Source organism: Neorhizobium alkalisoli, assembly GCF_007829835.1.
Classification (GTDB): domain Bacteria; phylum Pseudomonadota; class Alphaproteobacteria; order Rhizobiales; family Rhizobiaceae; genus Neorhizobium.
In genome coordinates this window covers 25372-49936 of sequence record NZ_VIWP01000018.1, presented here as the reverse complement: position 1 = coordinate 49936, position 24565 = coordinate 25372, and the positions used below count along the sequence as shown (strand labels likewise).

At 60.0% G+C, this 24565-nt stretch carries 25 protein-coding genes; 15 read left to right on the top strand and 10 right to left on the bottom strand.

Annotated elements, in window-relative coordinates; all coding sequences use genetic code 11:
- The first annotated feature begins 56 nt into the window (after positions 1–56).
- The gene (locus FHW37_RS31840) at positions 57–1022 is read left to right on the top strand and encodes an SDR family NAD(P)-dependent oxidoreductase (protein WP_145643580.1); all 966 of its coding nucleotides are present in this window, start codon (positions 57–59) and stop codon (positions 1020–1022) included.
- Here the strand turns inward: FHW37_RS31840 and FHW37_RS31835 are convergent.
- The 4 genes from FHW37_RS31835 to FHW37_RS31820 form a co-directional block, all read right to left on the bottom strand.
- Positions 999–1331 (bottom strand): hypothetical protein, encoded by a 333-nt coding sequence (locus tag FHW37_RS31835; RefSeq protein WP_145643579.1) that lies wholly within the window; start codon positions 1329–1331, stop codon positions 999–1001. The genes FHW37_RS31840 and FHW37_RS31835 overlap by 24 nt on opposite strands.
- A 99-nt stretch (positions 1332–1430) precedes the next feature.
- The gene (locus FHW37_RS31830) at positions 1431–1901 is read right to left on the bottom strand and encodes a carboxymuconolactone decarboxylase family protein (protein ID WP_145643578.1); all 471 of its coding nucleotides are present in this window, start codon (positions 1899–1901) and stop codon (positions 1431–1433) included.
- A 406-nt stretch (positions 1902–2307) separates the two neighbouring features.
- Entirely contained in the window at positions 2308–3189 is an 882-nt protein-coding gene (locus FHW37_RS31825) for a hypothetical protein (RefSeq protein WP_145643577.1), read from the bottom strand.
- A gap of 123 nt (positions 3190–3312) precedes the next feature.
- The gene (locus tag FHW37_RS31820) at positions 3313–4317 is read right to left on the bottom strand and encodes a sigma-70 family RNA polymerase sigma factor (RefSeq protein WP_246691039.1); all 1005 of its coding nucleotides are present in this window, start codon (positions 4315–4317) and stop codon (positions 3313–3315) included.
- Positions 4318–4415: 98 nt separating this feature from the next.
- Here FHW37_RS31820 and FHW37_RS31815 point away from each other — a divergent pair, with 98 nt between their 5' ends.
- The 3 genes from FHW37_RS31815 (at position 4416) to FHW37_RS31805 (ending at position 6053) form a co-directional block, all read left to right on the top strand.
- Positions 4416–4871, top strand: coding sequence for a carboxymuconolactone decarboxylase family protein (locus FHW37_RS31815; RefSeq protein WP_145643576.1), 456 nt, complete (start codon positions 4416–4418; stop codon positions 4869–4871).
- Positions 4872–4970: 99 nt separating this feature from the next.
- A complete protein-coding gene (locus FHW37_RS31810; protein ID WP_246691038.1) occupies positions 4971–5186 on the top strand; it encodes an SDR family oxidoreductase in 216 nt (71 codons plus the stop codon).
- A 162-nt stretch (positions 5187–5348) separates the two neighbouring features.
- Positions 5349–6053: a hypothetical protein gene (locus FHW37_RS31805; RefSeq protein WP_145643575.1), complete on the top strand. Its 705-nt coding sequence runs from the start codon at positions 5349–5351 to the stop codon at positions 6051–6053.
- A 29-nt stretch (positions 6054–6082) separates the two neighbouring features.
- On the opposite strand, the gene FHW37_RS31800 is transcribed toward FHW37_RS31805, so the two are convergent.
- Positions 6083–6325 (bottom strand): hypothetical protein, encoded by a 243-nt coding sequence (locus FHW37_RS31800; protein ID WP_145643574.1) that lies wholly within the window; start codon positions 6323–6325, stop codon positions 6083–6085.
- 327 nt (positions 6326–6652) lie between these two features.
- Between FHW37_RS31800 and FHW37_RS31795 the strand changes: the two genes are divergently transcribed.
- The 3 genes from FHW37_RS31795 to FHW37_RS31785 are packed head-to-tail and all read left to right on the top strand — an operon-like array spanning position 6653 to position 11888.
- The gene (locus FHW37_RS31795; protein ID WP_432442918.1) at positions 6653–7708 is read left to right on the top strand and encodes an efflux RND transporter periplasmic adaptor subunit; all 1056 of its coding nucleotides are present in this window, start codon (positions 6653–6655) and stop codon (positions 7706–7708) included.
- A 5-nt stretch (positions 7709–7713) separates the two neighbouring features.
- Positions 7714–8790: an efflux RND transporter periplasmic adaptor subunit gene (locus FHW37_RS31790; RefSeq protein WP_145643572.1), complete on the top strand. Its 1077-nt coding sequence runs from the start codon at positions 7714–7716 to the stop codon at positions 8788–8790.
- Positions 8787–11888, top strand: coding sequence for an efflux RND transporter permease subunit (locus tag FHW37_RS31785; RefSeq protein WP_145643571.1), 3102 nt, complete (start codon positions 8787–8789; stop codon positions 11886–11888). The genes FHW37_RS31790 and FHW37_RS31785 overlap by 4 nt, the downstream gene beginning before the upstream one ends.
- Before the next feature lie 103 nt (positions 11889–11991).
- Here the strand turns inward: FHW37_RS31785 and FHW37_RS31780 are convergent, their stop codons facing one another.
- A complete protein-coding gene (locus tag FHW37_RS31780; RefSeq protein WP_186458502.1) occupies positions 11992–12816 on the bottom strand; it encodes an NAD(P)-dependent oxidoreductase in 825 nt (274 codons plus the stop codon).
- Between the two features lie 8 nt (positions 12817–12824).
- Complete coding sequence (locus tag FHW37_RS31775) at positions 12825–13748, bottom strand: SDR family NAD(P)-dependent oxidoreductase (protein WP_145643569.1); 924 nt, start codon at positions 13746–13748, stop codon at positions 12825–12827.
- Between the two features lie 62 nt (positions 13749–13810).
- On the opposite strand from FHW37_RS31775, the gene FHW37_RS31770 reads away from it, so the two are divergent.
- Complete coding sequence (locus tag FHW37_RS31770) at positions 13811–14740, top strand: LysR family transcriptional regulator (protein WP_145643568.1); 930 nt, start codon at positions 13811–13813, stop codon at positions 14738–14740.
- 37 nt (positions 14741–14777) lie between these two features.
- Here FHW37_RS31770 and FHW37_RS31765 read toward each other — a convergent pair whose 3' ends face one another.
- The gene (locus FHW37_RS31765; RefSeq protein ID WP_210249357.1) at positions 14778–15839 is read right to left on the bottom strand and encodes a hypothetical protein; all 1062 of its coding nucleotides are present in this window, start codon (positions 15837–15839) and stop codon (positions 14778–14780) included.
- A gap of 331 nt (positions 15840–16170) precedes the next feature.
- Between FHW37_RS31765 and FHW37_RS31760 the strand changes: the two genes are divergently transcribed.
- The 3 genes from FHW37_RS31760 to FHW37_RS31750 all read left to right on the top strand — a co-directional run bounded on the left by FHW37_RS31760 (position 16171) and on the right by FHW37_RS31750 (position 18603).
- Positions 16171–16587, top strand: a complete 417-nt coding sequence (locus FHW37_RS31760; RefSeq protein WP_145643567.1) for a cupin domain-containing protein — start codon at positions 16171–16173, stop codon at positions 16585–16587.
- A 63-nt stretch (positions 16588–16650) separates the two neighbouring features.
- Positions 16651–17634, top strand: coding sequence for a threonine ammonia-lyase (locus tag FHW37_RS31755; protein ID WP_145643566.1), 984 nt, complete (start codon positions 16651–16653; stop codon positions 17632–17634).
- 222 nt (positions 17635–17856) lie between these two features.
- Positions 17857–18603, top strand: coding sequence for an SDR family oxidoreductase (locus tag FHW37_RS31750; RefSeq protein WP_145643565.1), 747 nt, complete (start codon positions 17857–17859; stop codon positions 18601–18603).
- A gap of 234 nt (positions 18604–18837) precedes the next feature.
- On the opposite strand, the gene FHW37_RS31745 is transcribed toward FHW37_RS31750, so the two are convergent.
- Complete coding sequence (locus FHW37_RS31745) at positions 18838–19275, bottom strand: RrF2 family transcriptional regulator (RefSeq protein ID WP_145643593.1); 438 nt, start codon at positions 19273–19275, stop codon at positions 18838–18840.
- A 141-nt stretch (positions 19276–19416) separates the two neighbouring features.
- Here FHW37_RS31745 and FHW37_RS31740 point away from each other — a divergent pair, with 141 nt between their 5' ends.
- The 4 genes from FHW37_RS31740 to FHW37_RS31725 all read left to right on the top strand — a co-directional run bounded on the left by FHW37_RS31740 (position 19417) and on the right by FHW37_RS31725 (position 24182).
- Positions 19417–21354 carry a PAS domain-containing protein gene (locus FHW37_RS31740; protein WP_145643564.1) on the top strand — a complete coding sequence of 646 codons (1938 nt, stop codon included), beginning with the start codon at positions 19417–19419 and terminating at the stop codon, positions 21352–21354.
- Between the two features lie 134 nt (positions 21355–21488).
- Positions 21489–21713, top strand: coding sequence for a hypothetical protein (locus FHW37_RS31735; protein WP_145643563.1), 225 nt, complete (start codon positions 21489–21491; stop codon positions 21711–21713).
- A 34-nt stretch (positions 21714–21747) separates the two neighbouring features.
- Positions 21748–22137 (top strand): RidA family protein, encoded by a 390-nt coding sequence (locus tag FHW37_RS31730; protein WP_145643562.1) that lies wholly within the window; start codon positions 21748–21750, stop codon positions 22135–22137.
- Between the two features lie 80 nt (positions 22138–22217).
- Positions 22218–24182 (top strand): PAS domain-containing protein, encoded by a 1965-nt coding sequence (locus tag FHW37_RS31725; RefSeq protein WP_145643561.1) that lies wholly within the window; start codon positions 22218–22220, stop codon positions 24180–24182.
- Here FHW37_RS31725 and FHW37_RS31720 read toward each other — a convergent pair.
- Entirely contained in the window at positions 24139–24558 is a 420-nt protein-coding gene (locus FHW37_RS31720) for an RrF2 family transcriptional regulator (RefSeq protein WP_145643560.1), read from the bottom strand. The genes FHW37_RS31725 and FHW37_RS31720 overlap by 44 nt on opposite strands.
- Between the last annotated feature and the right edge of the window lie 7 nt (positions 24559–24565).

Sequence of the window (24565 nt, the reverse complement as noted above, 5' to 3'; positions counted from 1 at the left end):
ATAGTTTGTCTTGTCTCGATTTGCCATATCAGATGGCAGACGAAAGCGAGGCAATCATGGAAAACAACGCTCAAACACCACTCGGAACCGAATGGGGTCCGGCTGCTACCGCTCAGTTGGTGGCCGATGGGATCGACTTGCAAGGCAAGGTCGTCCTCGTCACGGGCGGCGCGTCAGGGCTCGGTCTCGAAACGACGCGGGTTCTCGTGTCCAAAGGGGCCGAAGTGGTTGTCCCCGCGAGGCGCGTGGCGGAAGCCGAAAGCGCGCTCAAGGGCATCCCCAGGACAGAAGTCCATGAGATGGAACTCACGGACAGCATGTCCGTGGAGCGCTTCGTGACGCGATTTCTGGAAACGGGCCGCCCCATCCATCGCCTGATACTGAGCGCGGGCGTGATGGCGACGCCGCTCTTTCGCGACGAGGACGGCAACGAAGGCCAGTTCGCCACCAACCATCTCGGCCATTTCAGGCTCGCGACGCTCTTATGGCCAGCGCTCAAGGCCGCGAGGGGTGCGCGGATCGTTGTCCTGTCGTCCCGAGGACACCTGATCGACGGTGTTCATTTCGACGACTTGCGGTTCGAAAAGCGGCCATACGACAAGTGGCAAGCTTACGGACAGTCGAAAACCGCAAACGCGCTTTTCGCCGTCGCCGCCGACGCTCGAGGGAGAACTCACGGCATCAGGGCGTTTTCAGTGCATCCCGGCTCGATCGTCGGGCCGCTGGCCCGCCATCTGTCGCCTCAAGAGATCGACGGGTTCGGCGCGCTTGACCAGAATGGGCAGCCCATCATCGACCCTGGGGCGGATATGAAGAATTTCGCCCAGGGCGCTGCGACAACCGTCTGGTGTGCGACCTCGCCGCTACTCGATGGCCTGGGAGGCGTCTATTGTGAGAACAGCGACATCGCGGCGATCGAAGCGACCGAGCGCAGAGGCGTGCGTCCGTATGCCATCGACCCCGAAGCTGCCGAGCGGCTATGGCGGGTGAGTGTGGAACTAACGGGAGGCGATATCGGATAGGGTCACGGCGGACGAACGGTCCACCACGATCACGCCTTGGGCCCCACCGCCCGAGGCGGCTTTTTCAATTTTTCGGGTAGCTGCTGGTGACACCGACAGCGAACCGGATGCAACCTTGCGACCGGATATCTTTGGCTGGAGGCTTGTGAAGTCCTCCGCCAGATATACCCGCGTCTGTTGCGGCTTATCCGTAGCGCCGATGTAAACCGTCGCCGAAGCGAGCCCCGCCATCGTCAAGATAACGGTGAAGTAGACGGAAGCCGGAATGAGTGGGGCAGAAGGTCTCTGCTCCGGATAGTTCGAGCGCATGTCTTTACACTCCCGAAGACGTGGGTGTTGCTAACGGAGAACAGATTTCGAGTGAGGTGCGCGGGCTCGGAGGCAAGTCGCCCCGGAGCCGTTCGCGGCTCAGTACTGAGGCCGCGCCGCTGCCATGTCAGTATTGCGGGATCGAGGATCGCTTCGCGCAAGCAGTGCCAGTTGATCCCACATGCGTGCTGCACTCACCGCGACCATCAGGCGCGCGATATCCTTGGGCGTGAAGAAATCCCGGATCGCGTCATAAGCCTGATCCGGAATGCCGTTGGCGGTCTGCATCAGAAGCTCCGTGAACTCCAGTACGGCCCGCTCTACAGGATTGTAGATCGACGCCCTTCGCCACTGCGAAGTCATTGAAAGCCAAGGTTCGGCTTTGCCGAGCATTCGGGCCTTCTGGACGTGGAAATCGATGGAGCTTTCACAACCGTCAATGTGCGCAACTCGAATGCCGATCAGCGCGATGAGTCGTTCATCCACGCCGGATTCGATCACGAATCCGTCTACCAGGCGCAAAGTGAGAAGGCTGTCTCGGCAGTCACCGATGTCAAAACGTGGCCGCATCCTGCAATCTCCGGTCAAGGCCCGATCAGCGGCTTGGCGTCGTGATCGTTGGTCAATGCTCCAGATATGAAAGAAACGCGTTTCGCGCGTAATTATACGCTCGTATGCGATACGCTGCGCTGTGCTGGTGATCGACGGGCATGAAGATGGCCCGAACCCGGCTCAAGCGCACGATGCGTCTCGGCCAATGCTGGGTTGTCGTAGGCCGTGGCTTCGCGGAAAGTCGCTGTATGCTTCTATGGCGCTTTACAGAATCGAACTCGCTCAAAGACGGGCAGCCGCTTACGGTCGATATCCTCACGGGTCGGCATACCGACCGCGTGCCGGACCCACCGATCGAAGGCGGGCAGCGCGTGGCCAACGCAGTTCGACAGATTAAATTCTGCGTAAATCTCGCTGCATCGCATCAGTCGTCGCCGACACCGTAATGCATAATGATCTGTTTTTCGTCGTAGAGATTATCCTTCACCATTGCCACAATGATGGCAAATACGGCAAAGCACAGATCCACGTCGGTCTGGGTAATCGGGTGCGTTTTCGTGTTGTGTGCGATAGCATTTCGGAGCTTCTCACATTTGTCGAAGCCGTTTTTAACGTCTCCCCACATCTTCACTTTGTCGAGGCCGCCAATAGGCGGCGGCATGTTACCCTTAACTACCGCCTGCAGTTTTTCTATCAGTCTTATATCAGGCTTAGTGCGCTTGTTCTCTGGCAGCCCCGAGTTGAGCTTCTCCCGCTCCGCCTCAATGAAGCTGTCGATTGCCGAAAAGTATGAGAAAAACGCTTGCTTGAGTTTTCCCTCCTCCTCGAACGCAAAACCTTCGGCGATCGCTTCGGCCGCATATCCGATAAGCCGGCTGTCTCCCGAGTAGGAGCACATGGTGAAATTGAAGCGCACCTCCATATTCATTTCCATGGAAGTTCCGGACAGGCTTCCTCTCACCAATGCTCGGCACCCAAAACGGTCTGCCATTTGAAGTTCCAAGGCAAGCCTCCCTGTGCTTTCAGACGTTGCCTTGGGCAGCTCATATTCGGGATCATCATGTGGGTCATCTTCGACAAAGAATCCGTAGTCGTCTAGGATCAGCTTGTGGATGAAAATCGCTTCGTTCGAGAGATCAAATTCGTGCCAGACTGGGTAGTCCTTATCGCTTCCACCGTCGTACGGAATGAAATCGAAGTCAGGGAGGAGTTCAGTGGTCCTGTAGACGGGCTTGAACTCGGTGGCTTCTAATTTGAGGCAGACATAGAGCTTTCCTTCGCTCAGCGCCTTCGTGAGTTTACTCATGAGATTGACCTCAAATATTGTATATTACTCATCGCGATATGCCGCCAGGAGACCGGTCGCGCCCAGCTGCTCCCATCGAAAACAGGAAAACGCGAAGCCTTGGGCGAAAAGCCTGGCCGGACCCTAAATGTTGACACGCGTCAGCTTGTCGGGATTTTTGACGATATAGATCGCGAAAATCCTGCCATCGCGAATATCCAAAGCCGTAGTTTGCAATACGCCATTCGTGTCGAGGCTCACATATCCCGTCAGGCCATCGATGGTGACGGTTCGGAGGAAAGTCGGTGAAAGCACGGCCTTTTTCCGAGCGGAAACAAAGAGGCGCAGTGCGCGCTCCAAGCCGTAGATAACGCCCCGGAACGCGCGAACCTTTCCGCCGCCGTCGGTGTGTATCTCAACGTCGCGCGTCAGCAATTCCGAAAGCGCCGCGACGTCACCGTCGCGCGACGCAGCAAAGAAGGCGCGTGCGATTTCATCTGCCTCAGCTGCCCCGATATTGTATCGTGGACGTGCGTTTTGAACATTCTTACGCGCCCGGGAAGCAAGTTGTCGAACAGCGGTCGGATCACGCTCGAGCACAACCGCCACCTCTGTCAGCGCCACGTCGAATACGTCATGAAGCAGGAAAGCAGCCCTCTCGAGCGGTGAAAGTCGCTCCAACGCCAGCATCAGCGTAACAGTGACATCGTCGGGAACGACCTCGTACGTGTCGGCGGTTTCAATCAGCGGCTCTGGCAACCATGGACCGACATAGACCTCGCGACGCACTCGCGCTGACCTCATTCGATCGAGGCATAACCGCGTGACAATACGGGTGAGGTAGGCAGTCGGGGTGCGAATGTCGTCGTCGGCGCGTGCCCAACGGAGCCATGCGTCCTGCAGGACATCTTCCGCCTCGGTGACCGATCCCAGCATACGGTACCCGAGGCGCAGCAAGCGTTTTCGCTGCAGCGTAAATTCATTCAGTTTCCAATCCTCAAGCGGCACCGAGGAGCTTTCTTCAAGCGATGTCGTCAGCACACGACTGTTTTGAACCTGGTTCGTCTCGCTATCGCCGTAGTGCCACATATCGCGTTCCTTGGACTCAACTTCCCTGATGCTGAAGCGACCATTCTGCGCGAGCGACATCAAGTTCAGAAAATAAATAACGTCGACATGTCACACCTTCAATCGTCGTCTCGTCAGTGGACCAGTGCCGACTATCGGCGCAGTACAAGGAGATCATCATGAACCAGACCACACGCCTCAACTGGCACGAAATAGCTCCCGCTGGAGCCAAAGCGCTTTTCGGGGTCCATCATTACGTTTCACACAACACGAATCTTCCCGAGGAACTTATCCACCTGGTGTTCCTGCGTGTCTCCCAGATAAACGGCTGCGCGCATTGCATCGACCTGCACACCCGCGACCTTCTCAAGACTATGGCCGCTGACAAGGTCGCTCTGGTCCCGGTGTGGGAGGAGGTGCCGCACCTTTTTCCCGACAACTACCGCGCGGCGCTGGCCTGGGCCGAAGAGGTCACACTTGTCAGCGAGACGCATGCTTCCGATGAAGCCTACGCCGCCGTCTCAGCGGTATTCGAACCCAAAGATCTGGTCGATCTCACGATCGCGATCGCAGCTATGAACGCTTTCAACCGGCTCGGCGCTCCATTCCGGCTGCCGGTAAAGGCGCAGCCCTGAAGAGGCACGCGCGCGCCGTCGCCTAACCGCGGCGGCGCTTTTCGCGGCTTCACCTCATCGGCATCCAGAAAAACTAATCCGCAGTCTGAACGCGGAACAATGATCATTTTGAACCCGGGGCCTGTCGATACCGAAATTCTGGCAAAGCTGGGAGTAAGTGAACGGAAACGGCCCGCTTTCCTGGAGGCAATGGCCAACACGATCCCTGTCGGACGGCTCGGCCAGCCGATGGAAATCGCCAATGTGGCAATCTTCCTGGTCTTCCCGGAAGCGAGTTTGCGAACGGCGTCGATCTCCATGTCGACGGCGGAATGAGCATCGCCCGATAGCCTTTCGCCAGGGGCGAACCTAAACGCTCGTATATATCGACTGGCCGCCAAGTAGCCTTATCATCTGGACATCACATAACGGCGGACCCGGGACGATGGCGTCGCGACCGCCGTTCCGCCCTCCAATGAAAAGCGACGAGGCAGCTCCATGACGGCGATATCCTATCGGGACTACGCGTTCGACCTTTACGGCAGAATCCAGCAGCTGCGTCGCTCGACAGATACAGTAGCCTCGATCGAGATCGCGGTCTGCCGTAACTCGTTCTGTTACAAGAGCGCCGAAACGATCGGAGCTTCATGCAGCCGCCAGTTCTCGTACGGTCCGCTCAGCTCGAAGACCGAACTCGAGCCGGATCTCGGGGGTGAGACCACCCGTGAAATCGAAGCTTTTTTCGCGTTACCGGAAATCTACGCCTATTCGGACGCGGCGCTGAGTGCCGACCGGTCGCCTCTGGCAAGGGCGCATTGGGATGGCACCGTGGCTCTTGTCGAAGTCCAATACCAAACATCTCTGACGACCTGGCACCAGAGGATGCTTTTCATCGGCTTTTCCGATCCGATCCATGCGGATTTCACGGTCGGGATCGACGACGACTTGTTCGTAAACGGCCAGAACAAGGGCACGCAGCTCTTCGAGTGGAGAGCGGAGAAACCTACGTGCGAAAAGGTCCCGGATGTAGGCGCAGCGCTTTCCTCCGTGTCACAGGTCGAGGTATCTCCATCGTTCCGTCAACGTCTTTCCGGCCTCGTTCAAGGGAGATGGCTGGGCCATCCGCGCCAGCGACGTGGCGTTGGAGCGTCGATTGCCCCGCCCAAGTCCACGGCAATAGCAACCACTGTTCCAGCTCGCTGAGCTACCCGTCCAGTCGCCAGATCAGGCGTTCAAACCGCACCGCCATCGCGTTTCGATAGAGGCGGCTGATCTTTGCCCGTTTTCACCTTGATTCGCTTCCCAACGGGCGTCCAGCCGACTTCATCGAGCGCGGAGCCCAGGGATTTTCCCTGGGTCGCAGCCTCTCCGGCGGCACTTCCCTCGGGTGTTTCTCTCGTCATGCCTTGCTGGCCTCGCAGGACGTTCGACAAAGAAGAGGCGATTTTTGAAGCGATCGCAAGGGATATCGTCACACGACTGCGCCGCACCTAAGCCTTTCGCGGATATCCGTGCCACGCTCCGGAATAGCCGAAACAACCCCAACCGATGTATATCTTCACGTTGGGGCAGGGGACGCTAAAATCCATTCACAGTAGAGACAGCAGCGAGCCTTGACCGCAATACGACGACGGGTGACGGCCAAACCAGCTACGTTGCGAACTCAGCCTCTATCGGGCGAACAGTGGGGTACACGCCGCGCAGCGGCCGACCCAGAACGTCCCAAATCACCACCGCGATACAGCGGCCACTCAAACGACGTTCGAAGTCACTTCGCGCGAGGTTCGACTATGTCCAAAAATATCGGGTTCATCCTGATCGCAGCCAGCTTCACGGCGCTCTCTGTGGTCGGAGGCAAAGCGGAGCCCGAGCCGCCTCCGATCGTGGTGCGGGCGGTTACGGTCCGCCCGGCTTCGACGGTCGAGGCCACCTACCTGACAGGGGAGGTTCGTGCCCGCGTTCAGAGCGATCTTTCATTTCGCGTGAACGGGAGGATTGTCGAACGACACGTTGACGTCGGAGACCGGGTGAGGGCGGGCGACCTCCTCGCTAGGTTGGATGCCGAAGAGCAGAAAGCGGACATCAACGTCGCGCGTGCCAATCTCGAGTCGGCAGAGGCGCAACTGAAATTGGCCGACCTCGCTTTCGAAAGGCAGCGTAACCTCAGCAAGACGAGCGTAACGACCCAGGCGGCGATCGATCAGGCGCAAGAGGACCTCGCGACATCCAGGGAGAATGTCGCCGCCGCCACGGCGCAACTGGATAACGCCCGTCAGCTATTCGGATACACTGAGCTGACAGCCGATGCCGATGGCATCATCACGGCCAGGAACGCCGAGGTCGGACAAATCGCGAAAGCGGCCCAACCCATTTTCACGCTGGCGCGGAACGGCCAGCGTGACGGCGTCTTCGATGTCCAGGAGGCTTTGTACCTCCGCTATCCCCCGGCAGATCGGCTCGCCCTCAGTCTGATATCCGACCCGACACGCGAGATCACAGGAACGGTCCGCGAGATTTCGCCGACCATCGACGGCTTGACCGGAACGATCAAGGTCAAGGTCAACATGGGCGAGGAGCAGAACTGGCCGCTCGGCGCGCCGATCGTCGGTGCGTTCGAATCTCCACAACGGTCGACGATCGAGGTCCCGTGGTCGGCCCTCACGGTTGTCGGCGACGCTCCGGCGGTCTGGACCGTGGACCCGGGCACGCAAACCGTTTCACTCCGGAAGATCACGATCGGCAAACACAGGACGTCCTCTGTCGAAGTCGCCGACGGCATATCCGTCGGCGACGCTGTGATCGTCGAAGGCGGGAAGTTTCTTTCCCCTGGCCGGGCGGTCCTGGTCAAACCCGAGTAAGAGAGATGAGAATCAAGAAAACCGTCACCCTGCTGGCGGTCCTCACCCTTGCCGGGTGTTCGGACCAAGGGCAGGAAAAGAAGACAAGCGGTCCCAGACCCATCATTTCGGCAGTCGTCGGTATCGGCCGAAGCGCCGGGGGATATCCGGGAGTGGTAGAGGCCCGCGTCTCCTCCGATCTAGGGTTCAGGATACTCGGCAACGTCAACTCCCGGCCGGTCGAAGTCGGTGATTTCGTGACCCGCGGTCAGGTCCTGGCCACCCTTGAATCTTCCTCGCAATCGCTCGAGGTGAGCGCCGCAGAGGCCGATCTTCGAAACGCGGAGGCCAGAATGGCCAACGCTCAGGTTACGAGGAACAGGCAGCGGACACTTGCGGACGCCGGGCTCGGGATCACCGCCATATTCGAACAGGCCGAGCAGGCGTTGAAGTCTGCGCAAGCCAATGTCGGCAAAGCGGAAGCCATCCTTGCAAAAGCGCGGGAACAACTCGACTACACGACGTTACGGGCGCAATTCGACGGTATCGTCACGAGGACGTCCGCCGAGGTAGGGCAGACCGCCGACGCCGGAGCGCCCGTCGTCACGGTCGCCCAACCGGACGAGCGCGAGGTCGTGATCGACGTTCCCGACGAGGTGTACGGCGGGCTGAGGATCGGGACCCCTTTTGTCCTGAGGCTGCAGCTTGACGATCAGATGGCGGTGCGCGGTGTAGTCCGGGAACTCGCGCCGTCGGCCGACCCGCTCACCAGAACCCGCCGCGTGCGCATCACCCTTTTGTCGCCGGGCAACGGTTTCCGCATCGGTGCGGTCGCGACGGCCTATCTAGCACCATCGGACAGTACCCCGTTTACGGTGCCTCGACGGGCCGTCGTAACGGGGGACGGCGTCTTCGTGTGGATCGTGGACAAGGACAGGAGAACCGTCACGAAACGAGTGATCGAGGTAGACGAGGCCAGTCTTTCCACAGACGAGGTGACAGTACTGAAGGGTCTCGACGACGGAGAGCGGGTCGTCTTGGCCGGAGTAAACAGACTGGCGGAAGGCCAGGCCATCCGACTTTCCAAGAGGAGCGAGCTATGAAGTCGTTCAACCTATCCGACTGGGCGTTGGAGCACAGATCGCTCGTCTGGTATTTCATGATCGTATTCGTGATCGCGGGCGCGTTCTCCTACATCAAGCTCGGGAGAGAGGAGGATCCCTCCTTCACGATCAAGACCATGATCATACAAGCGGAATGGCCGGGCGCATCCGCCGACGAAATGGCCAGGCAAGTCACCGACAGAATCGAGAAGAAGCTAGAGGAACTCCCGGCACTCGACTTCACGCGCAGCATGACGGTATCCGGCAGGACGACCATTTTCCTGGACATCCTCCCGTCGACAAAAGCGAGCGAGGTCGAGAAGAACTGGATCCTCGTCAGGAATATGATCAGCGACATCCAGGCGACCCTTCCCGCCGGAGTGCGGGGTCCGTTCTTCAACGACAGGTTCGGCGATGTTTTCGGCAACATCTACGCTTTCACGTCAGATGGCGTGACCCAGCGCGAGATGCGTGACCTCGTCGAGAACGCCCGAGCCCAGGTTCTCACGGTGCCGAACGTCGGCAAGGTGGAGATACTCGGGGCTCAGGACGAAGTGGTGTACCTCGAGTTCTCCACCCGTAAGCTGTCGGCGCTAGGCGTGGATCGTCAGACCGTGATCGAGACGCTTCAGGCGCAGAACGCGCTGACGCACTCGGGCGTCATCGAGTCCGGGGCCGAAAGGATTGCCCTCAGGGTCAGCGGATCGTTTGAATCCGAGAAGAGCCTCGGTGCAATCAACCTTCGGATCGGGGACCGCTTTTTTCCGTTGAGCGAGATCGCCACGATCCGACGAGCCTATGCCGACCCTCCCGCCACACTGTTCCGTTACAACGGCGAGCCCGCTCTCGGATTGGCAATCGGCATGCGTACGGGAGCCAACCTGCTGGAGTTTGGCGAGGCGCTCAAGCACAAGGTTTCGCAGATAGAGGCGAACATGCCCGTGGGCGCGGACGTCCATCTGGTTTCCGACCAGCCTGCCGTCGTCGAAGAAGCCGTGTCCGGTTTCACCAGGGCCCTGTTCGAGGCGGTGGTGATCGTTCTTTTTATCAGCTTCATAAGCCTCGGCGTGCGCGCGGGCCTCGTGGTGGCCGTGTCTATCCCGCTCGTGTTGGCGATAACTTTCGTTTTCATGGAATACACGGGCATCTCGATGCAGCGTATTTCACTCGGCGCGCTCATCATCGCCCTCGGACTTCTTGTTGACGATGCCATGATCGCCGTCGAAATGATGGTCGCCAGGCTGGAGGCGGGCGACAACATCAGGAAGGCGGCGACCCACGTGTACACGACAACGGCGTTCCCGATGCTGACCGGGACGCTGGTGACGGTGGCGGGCTTCATCCCTATCGGCCTCAACAGCAGCGCCGCCGGGGAGTTCACGTTCACGCTGTTCGTCGTTATCGCGGTATCGCTCGTCGTGTCGTGGATCGTCGCTGTCCTTTTCACTCCACTTCTCGGGGTGACCCTGCTTCCCAAGACGATGGCAAGCCACAAGGCGCGAAAGGGAATAGCCGCACGAGTTTTCTCGCGGGTACTTTCCGCAGCCGTCCGGTGGAGATGCGTGACGATCGCCCTTACCGTCGGTGCTTTCGGACTGTCCATCGCCGGGATGAGCCTCGTCCAGCAGCAGTTCTTTCCGAACTCCGATCGCCATGAACTGATCGTGGACTGGAATCTGCCTCACAACACCTCGTTCGCGGAGATCAATCGTCAGATGCAGAAGTTCGAGAAGGACACCCTCTCGGGCAACGAAGACGTCGCTCACTGGTCGACCTACGTCGGCACGGGAGCTCCCCGCTTCATCCTGGCGTTCGACGTCCAGACGCCGGACACCTCGTTCGGACAGACGGTAATCGTCTCCAAGTCCCTCGAGGCGCGCGACAGGTTGCGCCCCAAGTTGCAGCAGTATCTCAAGGACATGTTTCCCGGCACCGATGCCTACGTAAAACTCCTCGATATCGGGCCGCCAATCGGAAAACCGATCCACTACCGGGTCAGCGGGCCCGATATCGACGAGTTGAGATCACTTGGTCAGGAGTTGCTCGGCCTGGTCAGCAGGCATCCGCTGCTCCACAACACGATTCTCGACTGGAACGAGCCCGAGCGCGTCGTCAAGATCGACGTTCTCCAGGACAAGGCCCGCCAGCTCGGCGTCACGTCCCAGGAAATCGCGACCACCCTCGATACGGTTGTCGAAGGCGCGCCGGTCACGCAGATCAGGGACGACATCTACCTGATCAACGTTGTCGGCCGGGCAAACGCCGCGGAACGGGGTTCGCTCGAAACGCTAAGCAACGTGCTCGTTCCCGCGTCCAACGGCAAAGCGGTTCCCCTTTCGGCAGTTGCCACGCTGCGGTATGAACTCGAGCCGCCGAAAATATGGCGGCGGGACCGTACTCCGACCATCACGGTCAAGGCCGCGGTTTCCGGGCCGACCCAGCCGGACACCATCGTCAAACAGCTTGGACCCGAGATCCAGAAGTTTTCGGAGAGCCTCCCACCCGGGTATTCCCTCGCGGTCGGCGGGACGGTCGAAGAAAGCGCGAAGTCGCAGGGGCCGATCGCGGCGGTCGTTCCGCTGATGCTCTTCATCATGGCGACGGTTCTCATGATCCAGCTTCAAAGCTTCAATCGGCTCTTTCTGGTCTTTGCCGTCGCGCCACTCGCCCTCATTGGCGTTGTGGCGGCGCTAGTCCTCAGCCATGCCCCGTTGGGGTTCGTGGCCATCCTCGGAATCCTCGCCCTGGCAGGAATCCTAATCCGAAATTCGGTGATCCTGGTCGTTCAGATCGAAGAGCTGAAAGCCGAAGGCACGCCAGCCTGGCAAGCAGTGATCGAGGCGACCGAACATCGCATGCGGCCGATCATGTTGACGGCCGCGGCCGCGACGCTGGCGCTCATACCGATCTCGCGTGAAGTCTTCTGGGGACCCATGGCCTACGCGATGATGGGCGGCATTGTCGTCGGCACGGTCCTGACGCTGATTTTCCTACCTGCGCTGTATGTCACCTGGTTCCGGATCAAGCCGGAGGCGGTCGAGACAGGCGGACCCGAGCAGATCATCGACCAGGGAAACCCGGTGGACGAGGCGGCGTGACCGCGCCGGCGCGTCGGCGGAAGTACGCATCCGGATAGAAAAGACACCCCGCTGGCAGCGTTCGCCGTCGGGGTGTTTTGCTTTAGATCGGTGTAATCGGTCTTCAGCTTCGTGCGGACAGTCTAGCGACCACACGTTCCAGGCCAGCAGCACCTCCGAGAGCCCAAGCCTCGATGGCGGAGACATCCAGACCTAGCTTTTTTGCCGCCGCTGCAAACTCCTCGACGTCGGTGCGGTTGAGCTTCGCGATATGGGCCGCGATTTGCGGCGTCACCTTTGTGCCGAGGGCGTCGAGGATGAAGCTTCCGCCGCTGCTGTGGGAAAAGGCCGTCTGCAAGCTTGCCGGGGACACGCCGAACGCGTCGGCGATCGAGAAAACCTCGACGACGTTCCGCAGGTTCGAGACGGTGAGAGCGTTGTTGCAGAGCTTGCTGGCTTGCCCGGTTCCCGCTCCACCCATGTGAACGACGTGCGTGCTATGGGTGGAAAGGATTGCGCCGCACTTTTCCAGAGTGGCGGCATCCGTCCCCACGAAGCAGGTGAGCGTCCTTGCGACCGCTCCGGGCCGTCCTCCGCTGACCGGGGCATCAACGAAGCGGATGTCCTTTGCTTTGCAGGCTTCCTCGAAGGCCCTCGCTTCACCTGGGTCCCCGGTGGCATGGTTTATAAGGATCGCGCCGGAGGGCAGGGCGTCAAGCACTCCGCCTAGCAACAATTGAAGCAGGTCGTGGTCGGAGCGTAGGCAGACGCAGAGCACGTCCACCGCCGTCGCCAGTTCGACCGCCGATTCATGCCGCGTGAAGGAACTGCCCTCCAGACTCTCGTAGGAGGAATCTCGCCTAGCCCAGACGTGCAGGTTGAATTTTTCGGAGATGGCGACCGCCATCGGCGCGCCCTGGTCGCCGATGCCGATGAAGCCGACGTTCACGGGGCCGCTCATCCCTTCACGCCCAGCATGGTTTCTGCCATGCCCCACAGACGTTCGGCGTTGCCTTCGTCGATCGCGTAGCGCGCGACCCCCTTGAACGGACCGTTGCCGCGCTCTCCGACGACCGGAGCTTTCTGGCAGTCGTCATAGTATTCGCCGGATCGGCCTTCGACGAGAGGCGAGGCGGCCAGCAGCACCGTGGTGGACGCACCCTGTTCGGTAGTCTTGCGCAGGTGTTCCGGAGTGCGGAGACCACCCGTATGTTTTTGCAGATTGGTCGCGATCGCTCCCGGATTTAGGGCGTTCGACGTAATGCCATCGCTTGCCCATTTCCGTGTGATCCCCACGGACATCAGGATGCAGGCTGTCTTCGACTGGCCATAGCCGAGCAGGGGATCGTACGGAATGAAGCGGAAATCCGGATCGTCCCAGAAAACGGGCGCGAACAGGCTGCCAACCGATGCGACCGAGATCACGCGCGCTCCGTTCGCTTTCGCCAGATAAGGTCGCAGGCCGAGGGCGAGAGCGAAGTGGCCAAGGTAGTTGGTCGCGAACTGCATCTCGCGCCCTTCGGGCGTGCGCTGCAGTTCGGGGATGGCCATAACGCCAGCGTTGTTGACCAGGACGTCGAGCTTGTTATCCCAACCGTCTACGAAGGCGCGCACGGACGACAAGTCCGCGACATCGAGCTGACGAACGCTCACGCTCCCCTTTGTGATCTCCGACGCGATCCTGTCGGCAACGGCGCGGGCATCGTCCGGACGACGGGCGGCGATCGTCACGGAAGCGCCGGCGGCCGCAAGGGCCCTGGTGGTCTCGAGACCGATGCCGCCCGCACCTCCGGTGACGATGATGTTCTTTCCGGAAAGGTCTACACCCTCCAGCACTTCGCTTGCGGTCGAAGCGAACCCGAACGGGATGTCTGCGCTCATAGTCATTCTCCTTTGAATTGATCTCTTGTCGTAGAGATACACCTGTGGCATTCGTGAACTAGATGGCTAGAGATGTACGTATTGATGAGATATTCCGTACAGTCAGTTCGCTTCCGCCTGGCGAACTGGCGGCTTTTCTGGCTGTCGCCGAGCACGGTGGATTCAGGGCCGCCGCCCGCACGCTTGATCAGAGCGCTTCCGCACTGAGCCACTCGGTGGCAGGTCTCGAGAAGCGTCTCAAGGTGAAGCTTTTCCACCGATCCACCCGCAATGTGTCCTTGACTGACTCCGGTCGCAGGTTCGCCTCGAGACTTGTGCCTGCGATCAGCGAGATCGGGCTGGCGGTCGAAGAAATCGAAGACATGAATGCCGCGCCCGCCGGGCTTCTGCGGATCAATTCCGATGCAAACGCGGCCGAGCAGGTGCTCATACCGCTCCTGACGAAGTTCATGGCGACCCAGCCAGCCATGCGGTTCGAGATCGTGTCCGATACAAGATTGGTCGATATCGCCGAAGGCGGATTCGACTGCGGTATCAGGCTCGCCGAGCTTGTGCCCGACGAAATGGTCGCGATCCCGATCGGCCCGGATCAGCAGCACATCGTGGTTGCGTCTCCCGGCTATCTCGACAATGCGCCCGAGCTAGTGCAGCCCTCCGATGTCGCGCTTCACAAGTGTGTCCAACTGCGTATGTCGGGCGGTTCTATCTATCGATGGGAATTCCAGAGACGGGGCGAGACACTCGCCGTCGAGACCTCCGGCAATCTCGTCGTCGATCATTCGCGGCTTCTCCTTGCGGCGGCGCGTGAAGGATATGGCTTGGCCTATGTCACGAGGTGGATGGCCAGCGAAGGCCTGCGGGACGGCTCGCTCCGCCAGGTGCTCGCTGACTGGACCCCGACCTATCCGGGGCTATGTCTTTACTATCCGCGCCACCGCCACATCGGGGCCGGGATGCGTGCCTTTCTCGCGTACCTCCGCGCGATACGTTGAATTCTCGAGACGGCGCGGACATATCGCGGCCTGCCGTTCAGATACGGAAGCCGCACATGGCCAGCATGATGACCACCGACAGAAGCCCGCCGCCCGACGCGCCAACCCACCATATTCGGTTTGCCATTCGTGTCTCCGTTCCGTGGGCGAGCATGACCACCCTCAGGCCGGAGAACAGATGTCCGATGACGAGAAACACCGCGAGAGCATAGTGGGGAATAAGGCGCGCACTCCACCAGTCGTGGATGAGGCCGTTCGGAGAGCCGGTCGCGAAATCCCATCCCGTCGGAATGCCGAAGTAGGCTCGCGCGAGGACAAACACCGCGTTCATGTGGCCCAGTATGTATATGACCAGGAAGACGCCGGACGCGACCTGGAACGTCTTGTAGAAATCGAGCTTGTGGGAACTCCACCGCCACGCCAGAACGGAACCCGAAACCGTCTGGAAGAGCATCGCGGCGACAAGGATCGGCTCTCCGATCGGCGATCTGTAGACCTTCCGGCCGACTTCCATCACCGCCGCATGGGCGTCCGGGCCGACGAGCGCGAACAGATGGTTCCCAAGGTGGAAAGCGATGTATGACAGAACCACGATCGCGGAGACGCCGTGCGCCACGCGGAGCCATGGGATCGGGCGGGCCGGGGCCTTTATGGCGGCACCTCCATCCCGGGGGACGGCCGCGAGCCAGAGGATGCCAAGACACCATACCACAACCCAGGTCACCTGATCGGGTACGGGACTTGAGACCAGAATCTGGAGGACGCCGACCATGCAGTACATGGTGGGCGCTGCCACTACGGCGTAGGCAATGCGCCGTGCGCGGGTTTCGAAAGCCGGAGAGGCCGGGACGCCAAGACCACGGAGGGCAAAGACAAACCCGATCAGGGGAACCGAGAGCATGAGGCCAAGCATGATCGCCGCGACGATGCCGCCGCCGAGAGATACCCGATTTCCCGCCTCGCCGACGGCGTAGTGGAAGACGTCGACGAAGCCGGGATAGACAAGCGTGTAGATCACGGGGGTGGCTGCCCACAGAAGCGGGCGGTTCCGTGTATCCGGCACTGCCGGGGTGCCAGGGAGTCTTTCGGAGTATGTCATCGGGATGCTCCTGGATTTCACAATCGCGTTTGAGCGCTGAAGTGCTCGATCGATACGAAACTGCCACAAGTCCTCGAGACGGTTAGCGTATACGTTGGTTTGCTTCCACGAGGATGGCGAAGACAACAAGAGCGCTTCCGCCTCGCGTCATGTTGTTTCCCGAAGGTGACCGCGCGTAACCCTTTGCCCGTGTCACTGGGCTTGCCGGAGCCCTTGGAAGACGGCCGCCGCCGCCCACGCAAACGTTTGTATATCTCCAACGCGGAGGGATGGCCCCTTAGTCTCATTGGACGTCCCGCAACATGCGGTTCAGAAGCCCAAGGAGACATCCATGTTCAAGAAAGCAGTCCTGACAGCACTTTTCGCGTTGGCGACCATCTATCCCGCCAGCGCGGCAGACGGGTCGAAGAACGCGAAGATAACGCTGGTCTTCAACCACGAACTTCCGAATGTCCCCGGCAAGAGCATGCGCGGGGTTCTGGTCGAATACGGCCCCGGCGGCTATTCGCCCGCACACACGCACGCCAAGAGCTCCTTCATCTACGCGACGGTTCTGGAAGGTGAGATCAAGAGCAAGGTCGGTGACGGCCCGGAGAAAATCTTCAAGGCCGGAGAGAACTTCGTCGAAAATCCCGGCGACCATCACGGTGTCAGCGCCAACGGAAGCGAGACAAAACCTGCCAAGCTTCTGGCCGTCTTCGTCGTCGACACGAAAGAGACCGAGTTGACGATTCCCGACAAAAAGTAAGCCGCCTGCATGAGAGCGGGCCGGGGCACCGAGCCCCGGCCGAGGACAATTCGAGGGCTCGTGATGTCACAGATTATCACCGCGGCTGATATCGCAGATGCCGCCGAAACAATCCGAGGCGTTGCCGTACGGACGCCGCTTCTGGAGTTCATGCCTCTGAACGCTGCCGTCAAACGGCGAGTGCTGGTGAAGTTCGAAGGCGCGCAGCACACAGGGTCGTTCAAGTTCCGCGGAGCCTACAATCGGCTTTCCAGGATCGAGGAGACGCGACGTGGTGCTGGCGTCGTTGCGTGGTCGTCGGGCAATCACGCCCAGGGCGTCGCCGCCGCCGCCCGGATGCTGAAAATGAGGGCGACCATAGTGATGCCCTCCGACGCGCCCGCGGTGAAGCTGGCGAACACCAGGGCACTCGGTGCCGAAATCGTGAGCTACGATCGTCAGTCCGAGTCCCGCGAGGAGATCGCGACGGCGATTGCCAGGAACCGCGGTGCCGTCCTGGTTCCGTCCTTCGACGATCCGTTCATCATGGCGGGGCAGGGTACCGTCGGCCTCGAGATCATGCAGCAGTCACGCGAAATCGGCTTGGACATCGAGAGCGTACTGGTGTGCTGCGGCGGTGGAGGCCTGGTTTCCGGCGTTGCGACGGCGGTCAAGGACCTGGACAGCGGAGTATCGATCTACTCGGTCGAACCGGAAGGCTTTGACGACACGGCGCGTTCGCTCGTCACGGGAAAGCGCGAGTCGGTGAAAACCGGATTCCAGTCGATATGCGATGCGCTTCTCGCCCCGATGCCGGGGGAGATCACCTTCCCGGTCAACAGACATCTGCTGTCCGGCGGCCTCGTCGTCAGCGACGCCCAAGTCAAGGAAGCGATGAGATTCGCGTTTGAGAAGTTGAAGCTCGTCGTGGAGCCGGGCGGTGCGGTGGCACTTGCCGCGGCTCTGAACGGCCTCGCTCCGGTCTCCGAAGGGCCTTTGGCGATCGTCGTCTCCGGCAGCAACGTCGACCCGGAGATGTACGCCGCGATCATAGCTCAAGCGATATAATAGGTTTTCCCTATAATCTACTGCAGAAGTTTGGGAAATCGGCTCTTCGCGATGAAGTGCCGCTCGCTCCTTCGCCCGATCCCTTTGCATACAGGTGTATATCTTGGTGCAAGCCGTGGGACGGGCGAAAATCTACATCGCCGTTCGTCGAGCAATAAGTCTCGTTTTGGGAAAGTAGTCGTCCGCCCATAGCGGTTACGAACACAGTGAAGGAGCATTTCAATGAAATTTGTCATAGTAGGCGGAACAGGGTTCATCGGCTCGAGGGTCGTCGCGAAGCTCGTAGCCGCCGGGCATGAGGTGGTAGCGGCCGCGCCGAGCAACGGCATCAACACCGTCACCGGGGAAGGTCTGGACGAAGCGATGGCAGGAGCGCATGCCGTGCTTGACGTAACCAACTCGCCAACGTTCGATCCGCAGGGCGTTCTGGACTTCTTCCACAAGTCCACTTCCAACCAGCTCGCGGCCGAAAAAGAAGCCCATGTGCGCCATCACGTGGTGCTCTCGATCGTTGGGATGGAGAAGCTTCCCGACAACGCCTACCTCAAGGGCAAGGCAGTGCAGGAGAATCTCGTCGAGGGGTCCGGGGTGCCGTTTACAATCATCCGTGCCACGCAGTTCATGGAGTACCTGGGCACCATTGCCGATCAAGGCGGCAAAGACGGCGAGAGCCATATTTCGACCGGGAACGTCCAGGTCATCGCGGCATCCGATCTCGTGGACGCTATCGTCGACGTGCTGACGGGCGACGCCGCCAACGGGGTGATCCAGATCGCTGGACCGGAACGCGAGCCGATGAGCGATGTCGTCGCTCGCTATCTCAAGGCGAAAGGCGATACCAGAAAGGTCGTAGCGGACGCGGATGCAATTTATTTCGGCTCGCGTCTCGAAACCAATACTCTCGTCCCCGAAGGCAAAGCCCGTCTCGGCCACACGACCCTTAGCGAGTGGATCGCCAATGGCGTCTGAGCAGACTGCATAAGTCGGGGTCCCTCGAAATCTACTGGAATCTAGGAGGGCGATCTGCGGATACGCCCTCCAGGATGGTCCGCTTGAGACCCGCATTCGCGACCGGGTAGCGCAGAGTGCAGGGCACAGGCTTTACGGTCGCCGTTGAAGGCAAGCGACGGTTGCCGCCGTGGCTTGCACGACATCGATAATTCGATGCCTTCTGATACACGATGACGGGCCGCTGCGTTCAGCTCAGCTGCCCTGGCCTTTGTTCTCGGCTGAAAGTCTCAAATCCTTGATGGTGACTTCACGCATCACCTTCCGCCAAGCTTCGTCAGCGCGCATCATCACTTGGTTGAGCGGGCAATCGGGACCTTCGTCAGACCGCTCATTTGACCGACGCCCGAGACCGGTCCCCGTGAACAGCGGCGCGCGTCCTTCGATTGCCTCCACGATGTCCAGGACATTGATATCGGAATCAGGTCTTGCCAGCCGATAGCCGCCGGTCGGCCCCATCGCCTTATCCAGCAAACGCGCCCGCGATAGGGCCTGCATCGCCTTGGACAAATATTCTTTCGGCAGGCCGTAGAGCTCCGCAAGCTCCCTGGTGGAAAGAAATTCGCTGCGAGGCAACGCCGCGAGGGTGACGCAGCAATGTATCGTCCATTCCACCTGCCTTCCAAGCTGCATTTTCAAAGCCCGAGCGCCGCGATAAGGTTTTCGCCAACACAATAACGGGCTCTGCTCCGTGCAACGAAGGTGTACGGAGGTTGACCTTGACACGCTGTCCTTGACCTTCCTTGGGTAGGCGACGATCGGACGGAGGGAAAGTTGGCAGAGGAAACGACCAAATCCAGGGTGTCTGTGGAGGAGATCTCCAAACTGGTGAATTCGATGCCTGGCCTCGGGTGGGCGGCCTGGCCCGATGGAGAGTTCGTCTGTCATAGTAGGACAATGGAGGAGCATGTCGGCGTGTCGACCTCGGAGCTTGCATCCAGGCAGCCGAACGGTGACTTCGCCTGGAAAGACACGCTGCACCCGGAGGATTACGAGCGCCTGTCGCAGAGCTGGATGGAAGCCGTTCGGAGCCAGCGCACGTACGATGTCTCGCACCGGGTAAAAACGGCCAATGGCGAATTCCGTTGGCTAAGGTCGACGGCCAAGGCGCAGCTGGACGATTCCGGCAACGTCTTGTTCTGGCTCGGAACGTCGATCGACATCCACGACGCGGTAATGGCGATGGAAGCATCGTTCGAGCGCGAGAAGGGAATGCGCGCACTCATCGATACCGTTCCGGCCCCTATCTGGTCCACGGATGCAAAAGGAGAGCCCACCGCCATCAATCGCGCTCTGGCCGACCAGACCGGAATTTCGATCAGGGATCTGGACCGTGGCGACAGGACAGTCCTCGCGGAAGCGATATTCCAAGCCATCCATCCCGATGATCGCGCGATGGTTCAGGATGCGTTGATGAGGTCGTTTTCGTCCGGCGATGGCTTCAAGCTGAAATATCGTCAGAGGCGAGCCGATGGACGGTACGGTTGGATCAGTGGCGAAGCCCAGCCTTTGCGCGACGATGAGGGAGAGATCACAAGATGGTTCGGCGTGTGCCACGACATCGACGAGGAAGTCGCCACGCAGCTCGTTCTGGCTGAGCGCGAAGCGCGTCTCGCACTTATCGTGAATACGATGCCGGGGCTCGTTTGGGCTTCCAGCGCCGAGGGTATGCCGACCTATTTCAGCAAGCGACTGCAAGAATGGGCTGGGATCGATATCGGCGATCTTGTGCGGGCGGGGCAAGACCTGCTCAGTTCGGCGGTTGAACTAACTGTCCACGAAGAAGATCGTGCCGACGTGGAGGCAACCATGCGACGCAGTTACAGGACCGGGGAGCCGTGGCACCATCGGTTTCGGCAGCGTCATGCCGATGGGGCCTGGCGATGGGTAGAGGCTCGGATGGAGCCGCTTAGGGACGAGGACGGTGCGATCATCGAGTGGTACGGTCTCGAACTAGACGTAGACAACGAGGTGAGAAGCCAGGAATCGCTCCGGATCGCGCAGGAAAGGCTCACGCGTGCGGCGCAGTACGCGGGCATGGCCGAACTTTCGGCTTCCATCGCGCACGAAGTCAGCCAGCCTCTCGCCGCCGTCGTCGTAGGCTCGGATGCCTGCCGACGGTGGCTCGAGATGAGCCCGCCGAACATCGAACGGGCAATACTCAGCTCCGAAAACGTCGTCAGGGACGCGAACATCGCTTCTGAGGTCGTAAGACGTATCAGGGCGCTGTTCCAGCACAAGTCCGAATCCCGGGAGATAGTCGATATCAACGATCTGATCCTAAGGGTGCAGGACCTTATCGGCGAGGAGATGACAGCCTCCGGCATCCGTCTGAACCTCGATCTCGACGGCGCGATGCCATCGGTCAGGATCGATAGCGTGCAAATCCAGCAGGTTCTCGTCAACCTGGTCCGGAACGCCGCGGAAGCGGTCGCGCAGCATGGTGGCCCATCCCGGAGCGTCGCCGTGCGAGCTGCGGTGGTCCGGCAGGACATCGTTGTGAAGGTTACGGACAGCGGTGGCGGCATCGAGGACCTGGAAAGGATTTTCACACCGTTCTTCTCCACGAAGGACAACGGCATGGGGATGGGACTTGCTATCTGCCAGTCGATAGTAAGCTCTCATGGCGGAAAGCTTTGGGCGGAAAACACAGGTGAGGGAGCACGTCTCAGCTTTTCCCTTCCGATCGGCGAAGCTCTCCATTCAAATTGACCATCAAGGCTGTCGGCAGTGCCGCCATCGACGGCCATCCATCCATGAGAACAACCGGGAACCCGCTGCAGGCGCATACTAGAGTATACGAGAATTCTGCATCGCCGGATGGCAAACTCCGGTAGAACGTTGCGATGACCCGTTTTGCCATGACCGAAACCGCCCTGATCGAAAGGCTCCGATCGTTGAAATCGAAACCGGAGATGACGATCAATCTCGTAGATATCTTCGGACCGCTCGCGGCCTTGAATTTCTCTCAGGATGAGGCGGGCGCGGTCCTGCGAGCTCTCGAGCAGGATGGGATCATCTCGTTCACGACAGGCAATCGCATTCGGATTAACAAGCCGCTCCCGGCATGAAGCTACAAGACTGCTCGAAGAAGGACGCCACGTGATGGAGCGGATCGAAGCGATCTCGACAGATAGCGCGCCGAAACCCGCTGGGCACTATTCACAGGCGACAGCTTGGAATGACATGGTGTTCGTGTCCGGGCAACTGGGTGTCAAGCCTGACGGAACACATACGGCGGACGAGCCTTTCGAAACCCAGGTGCGGCAGGCGCTCGCCAATGTCCTAGCTGTCGTCGATTCGGCAGGCAGCGGGCCCGACCGTATCCTCCGCGTCACAGCCTATGTGGTCGGCGTCGAAAACTGGGGGAACTTCAATACGATTTTCGCCGAGGTATTCGGGAATGCCCGCCCCGCCCGGACCGTCGTCCCGGTCACCGATCTGCATCACGGCTACGAAATCGAGATCGATGCCATCGCTATCCGCGGGCGGTGAACTCGGCTATCCGGCAGTCTTGACATGGTAAGTGCGGTGTCCTCCTGTGTTCCTTCGTCAGGACGGCGGAGGGATTTGGGGTGATTTCGTCGAAGATCTCGATCGAAGAGATCAGAGCGTTGGTGGATACGATTCCCGGGCTGGGCTGGGCGGCGTGGCCCAACGGGGATTTCATTTGCCAGAGCGTATCGATGGAGGCCTACACCGGGTTTCCAAGTTCCAAGTTCGTAACGCGCGACGTCCAGAGCGGCGAGTTCGCTTGGAGTGCGTTGCTTCATAGCGATGACTATGGTCGCCTCGAAGCAGCTTGGTTGGGTGCTGTCGCTAGCCGAGGAACTTTCGATGTCGCACATCGGGTTCGCACGGCGGCGGGCATCTTTCGATGGCTTCGGACGACTGCGCGACCGCAGATCGATGCGGCGGGCGAGATCGTATTCTGGCTTGGAACGTGTCTGGATATCCATGACACCATATTGGAAGTCGAAGCGTCCCGCGAGCGCGAGCGGGCCCTCCAGAAATTTATCGACGCCGTCCCGGTGCCGATCTGGTCGGCGGATAGTCTCGGAAAGCCCACGTATTTCAACGAGGCCCTTAAATCCCAGGTCGGGATATCCGATGCAAATGCAATCGAGCAATTCTCGCTCGACGGGGTTCTGTCGCGGGTGATCCACCCCGACGATCTGGCGAGCGTTGCAAGCAACCTCAAGGCCGCGTTCGCTGGCGAGGCCCATTTCAAACAGAAGTACAGACAGGTCCGAGCCGACGGTCGATACCGATGGACGAAAGGCGAAGCGAACGCGCTGCGCGATGACGATGGCACCGTTAAGCGTTGGCTCGGTGTCGCGCAGGACATCGATGACGAGGTATCGGCGCAGGTCGCGATCGCTGAACGTGAAGCAAGGCTCGCGCTGATAGTCGAGACAATGCCGGGATTGCTCTGGGTATCGTCTCCGGATGGCCAGCCTACCTATTTCAGTCGGCAGCTCGAGGAGTGGTCCGGTATCACCGTCGATCAACTCGCCGGGGGCGGGCGCGAAGCCGATGCTCTATCGGCGATAATCGAAGCGACCATCCATCCGGATCACAAGGAGGATGTGGAGACGACGATCCGCGAAAGCTTCCGGTCCGGCGAGCCATGGTTCAGGCGGTTCCGCCAACGGCGTTTCGATGGCAATTGGCGTTGGCTCGAAGCGCGAATGGAGCCGCTCCGGGACGACAGCGGGAAGGTCATTCAATGGTACGGTCTGCAGGTGGATATCGAAAACGAATTTCTCGCTCAGGAATCGTTGAGGGTCTCTCAGGACAAACTGGCCAAGGCGTCCAGGTATGCGGGAATGGCAGAGCTTTCCGCCTCGATCGCGCATGAACTCAGCCAACCTCTAGCGGCAGTGATCATGAGCGCCGACGCGTGCAGGCGTTGGCTCGAGATGGCGTCGCCAAACATCGAGCGCGCGAAGCAGAGCGCCGACTGTGTCGTCAGGGACGCCAACATCGCCACCGAAGTCGTGAAGCGTATCCGGGCACTGTTCCAGCACAAGTCGGAAGGACGGGAGAGAGTCGATATCAACCTGCTCATTCAAGGCGTGAAGGATATGATGTCGGAGGAATTGGCATCGAATGGCGTTCGCCTGGAATTAAAGCTCGAAAGATCACTCGATCCGATTTCCATCGATGTCATTCAAATACAGCAGGTACTCGTGAACCTCCTGCATAACGCCAGCGAGGCCATGGCGGTGGCGACGGGCCGCGAGCGCATGATAACGGTGAAGACGCTCGCGTCCGACCTCGGGGCAGTCGTCGAGATCTCGGACACCGGAAGCGGAATCGAGGATATCGACCGAATTTTCATGCCGTTCTTCACGACGAAAGAGAGCGGGATGGGCATGGGGCTCTCGATTTGCGAGTCCATCGTGACTTCGCACGGTGGAAGGATCTGGGCTGAAAACACGGACGGAGGCGCTCGTATAAGCTTTACGATCCGGTCCACCTCAGAAGCGTTTTCTACGCTGACCCCAGAAGAAGCCGGAGTTCAGGTCTCCGCCTGACAAGGTCGCCAACCGTGTACTTGTCGAACACGGCGGCGAATGCTGCCGACGCCTCCGCAAGGATAGGGGGCAGGCCGCAGGCGGGGGCGACGGGACATGCGGCGCATTCCACGAGTTCATCCAGCCTCTCGGTGTGGCGTAGTACAGAACCGAGATTGATCTCGTCCGGTTGACGGGCCAACCTGATTCCCCCGTTTCGACCCCTCACGGATTCAATGAAACCTGCGGCCGACAGGTCCTGGACGACCTTCTTGAGGTGGTCCTGGGAGATGTCGAAGGTGCGGGCGATCTCGGGGATCGAGCCGAGCTCTCCGTCCGATGTACCAAGGTGTATCAAGACCCGGATGCCGTAGTCCGTGTATTTGGTCAGTCTCATGAAAACC

Coding starts and splice junctions, on each gene's coding strand:
- FHW37_RS31805 (WP_145643575.1), top strand. CDS start 5,349: ATGACGGCGATATCCTATCGGGACTACGCGTTCGACCTTTACGGCAGA.
- FHW37_RS31785 (WP_145643571.1), top strand. CDS start 8,787: ATGAAGTCGTTCAACCTATCCGACTGGGCGTTGGAGCACAGATCGCTC.
- FHW37_RS31775 (WP_145643569.1), bottom strand. CDS start 13,748: ATGAGCGCAGACATCCCGTTCGGGTTCGCTTCGACCGCAAGCGAAGTG.
- FHW37_RS31840 (WP_145643580.1), top strand. CDS start 57: ATGGAAAACAACGCTCAAACACCACTCGGAACCGAATGGGGTCCGGCT.
- FHW37_RS31755 (WP_145643566.1), top strand. CDS start 16,651: ATGTCACAGATTATCACCGCGGCTGATATCGCAGATGCCGCCGAAACA.
- FHW37_RS31835 (WP_145643579.1), bottom strand. CDS start 1,331: ATGCGCTCGAACTATCCGGAGCAGAGACCTTCTGCCCCACTCATTCCG.
- FHW37_RS31760 (WP_145643567.1), top strand. CDS start 16,171: ATGTTCAAGAAAGCAGTCCTGACAGCACTTTTCGCGTTGGCGACCATC.
- FHW37_RS31815 (WP_145643576.1), top strand. CDS start 4,416: ATGAACCAGACCACACGCCTCAACTGGCACGAAATAGCTCCCGCTGGA.
- FHW37_RS31745 (WP_145643593.1), bottom strand. CDS start 19,275: ATGCAGCTTGGAAGGCAGGTGGAATGGACGATACATTGCTGCGTCACC.
- FHW37_RS31750 (WP_145643565.1), top strand. CDS start 17,857: ATGAAATTTGTCATAGTAGGCGGAACAGGGTTCATCGGCTCGAGGGTC.
- FHW37_RS31790 (WP_145643572.1), top strand. CDS start 7,714: ATGAGAATCAAGAAAACCGTCACCCTGCTGGCGGTCCTCACCCTTGCC.
- FHW37_RS31765 (WP_210249357.1), bottom strand. CDS start 15,839: ATGACATACTCCGAAAGACTCCCTGGCACCCCGGCAGTGCCGGATACA.
- FHW37_RS31730 (WP_145643562.1), top strand. CDS start 21,748: ATGGAGCGGATCGAAGCGATCTCGACAGATAGCGCGCCGAAACCCGCT.
- FHW37_RS31825 (WP_145643577.1), bottom strand. CDS start 3,189: ATGAGTAAACTCACGAAGGCGCTGAGCGAAGGAAAGCTCTATGTCTGC.
- FHW37_RS31770 (WP_145643568.1), top strand. CDS start 13,811: ATGGCTAGAGATGTACGTATTGATGAGATATTCCGTACAGTCAGTTCG.
- FHW37_RS31820 (WP_246691039.1), bottom strand. CDS start 4,317: ATGTCGCTCGCGCAGAATGGTCGCTTCAGCATCAGGGAAGTTGAGTCC.
- FHW37_RS31720 (WP_145643560.1), bottom strand. CDS start 24,558: ATGAGACTGACCAAATACACGGACTACGGCATCCGGGTCTTGATACAC.
- FHW37_RS31810 (WP_246691038.1), top strand. CDS start 4,971: ATGATCATTTTGAACCCGGGGCCTGTCGATACCGAAATTCTGGCAAAG.
- FHW37_RS31735 (WP_145643563.1), top strand. CDS start 21,489: ATGACCCGTTTTGCCATGACCGAAACCGCCCTGATCGAAAGGCTCCGA.
- FHW37_RS31830 (WP_145643578.1), bottom strand. CDS start 1,901: ATGCGGCCACGTTTTGACATCGGTGACTGCCGAGACAGCCTTCTCACT.